Source organism: Dietzia sp. CW19 (assembly GCF_014145265.1).
GTDB lineage: Bacteria > Actinomycetota > Actinomycetes > Mycobacteriales > Mycobacteriaceae > Dietzia > Dietzia natronolimnaea.
This window is the reverse complement of record NZ_JAALEE010000539.1, coordinates 1-1,895: the sequence shown is the minus strand read 5'-3', so window position 1 is coordinate 1,895 and position 1,895 is coordinate 1. Positions and strand designations below refer to the sequence as shown.

2 protein-coding genes and 1 pseudogene are annotated in these 1,895 nt (G+C 72.2%); all 3 read left to right on the top strand.

The window, feature by feature from the left end; genetic code table 11:
• Positions 1-410 (top strand): annotated as a pseudogene (locus G6021_RS15235) (phytoene desaturase); the annotation flags it as partial.
• Positions 407-781 (top strand): lycopene cyclase domain-containing protein, encoded by a 375-nt coding sequence (locus G6021_RS15230; RefSeq protein ID WP_179523180.1) that lies wholly within the window; start codon positions 407-409, stop codon positions 779-781. The pseudogene G6021_RS15235 and the gene G6021_RS15230, both read left to right, overlap by 4 nt.
• Positions 778-1,895 (top strand): prenyltransferase (locus G6021_RS17930; RefSeq protein ID WP_182641646.1); only part of this gene is annotated, 1,118 nt, incomplete at its 3' end. The genes G6021_RS15230 and G6021_RS17930, both read left to right, overlap by 4 nt.

Below are 1,895 nucleotides of genomic sequence, written 5' to 3'. Positions count from 1 at the left end.
TCGACCCGGGTCTCGGCCACGGCGGCGTGGACGGCGCGGGCGACGCGACCATCGAGGCGGCGGCCGACCAGGCCATCGCCCAGATCGCCGACTGGACCGGGATCCCGGACCTGGCCGAGCGGGTGGTCGTCCGTCGCACCATCGCGCCGGCGGACCTGGAAGATGACCTCGGCGCATGGCGCGGCACCGCCCTCGGCCCCGCCCACACGCTGGCCCAGAGCGCGTTCTTCCGGACCCGCAACGTCTCCAGGCACGTCGACGGTCTCTACTACGCGGGGGCGTCCACCATCCCCGGGATCGGGTTGCCGATGTGCCTCATCAGCGCCGAGCTGGTGCTCAAACACGTCCGTGGCGACACGGGGACCGCCCCGGTGGCGGAGCCCGGCGGGGGCACGGTGTTCGACAGGTGATCGGGCTGTCCTATCTCCTGGTCCAGGTGGTCTCCTTCGCCGGGATCCTGGTGATCGACCACCGCTGGAAGCTGGCGGCGTTCCGTGCGCCCGCCGCCGCGGCGCTCGCCGTCACCGCCTCCGTGGCGTTGCTGCTCACCTGGGACGTGCTCGGGGTGCGCAGCGGGGTGTTCTTCCGCGGACAGACCGACTTCATGACCGGGCTGCTGGTGGCGCCGGAGATCCCGTTCGAGGAGGTCGTGTTCCTGGCGTTCCTGTCCCACCTCGCGCTGGTGTGCGCGGCGGGGGTCTCGCGCGCGGTCGACCACGCGCGGGACTCCCGGGCGGCCAGGGCGTCCCGGCCCTCCCGGATGACGGGGGAACGCCGGTGACCAGCCTGTACACGACCCTCAACCTCACCATGTCCATCCCCGTGGTGGCCGTGGCCCTCCTCGCGGCCTGGCGCCTGCGCGGGCCCGAGAGACGCCGGTGGCTGATCGGGGTCGGCGGCGCGCTGCTGATCCTCATGATCCTCACCGCGGTCTTCGACAACATCATGATCTCGGCCGGGCTCGTGGCCTATGACGACTCGCTCACCAGCGGCATCCGCCTGGGTGTGGCGCCCATCGAGGACTTCGCCTACGCCGTGGCCGCGGCGGTCTTCGTGCCGTCGGTGTGGGCGTTGCTCACCGCGTCACCCCGGGTCGGGGCCGAGGTGGGGAGCCCGACGGTGTCGGGGAGGGGGGACGCGCTGCTGACGCGCGCCCCGGAGCCCGGCGACGACGACGAGGTCCGCACCCCCGAGCGGCCCGGGACGCCGGGACTGCTCACCACGCTGTTCTGGTCGTCCCGGCCGGTGTCGTGGGTCAACACCGCCGCGCCGTTCGCCCTGGCGTACTTCCTGGCGACCGGGGGGTTCGACCTCGTCGGCGTGATCGGCACGATCTTCTTCCTGGTGCCGTACAACCTCGCGATGTACGGGATCAACGACGTCTTCGACTACGAGTCCGACCTGCGCAACCCCCGCAAGGGCGGGGTCGAGGGGTCGGTGCTCGAGCGGTCCCGTCACACGGCCACCCTCGTGGCCTCGGCGGTGACCACCGTGCCGTTCCTCGTGTACCTGGTGCTGACGGGGACGGTGGAGTCGTCCCTGTGGCTCGCCGCGAGCGCGTTCGCGGTGATCGCCTACAGCGCCAAGGGTCTGCGGTTCAAGGAGATCCCGTTCCTGGACTCGCTCACCTCCGCGTTCCACTTCGTCTCCCCGGCGATCGTCGGCTGGACCATCGCCGGTGCGGAACTGACCGGGGGGGTGTGGGCGTGCCTGATCGCGTTCATGCTGTGGGGTGCGGCCTCGCAGGCCTTCGGGGCCGTGCAGGACGTCCGCTTCGACCGCGAGGCGGACCTGAAGTCCGTCGCCACCGTGCTCGGGGCCCGGGCCGCGGTGTGGTTCGCGCTGGCCTGCTACGCCGCGGCGGTGGTCGCCCTGTTGGCGGCGGCGCCGTGGCC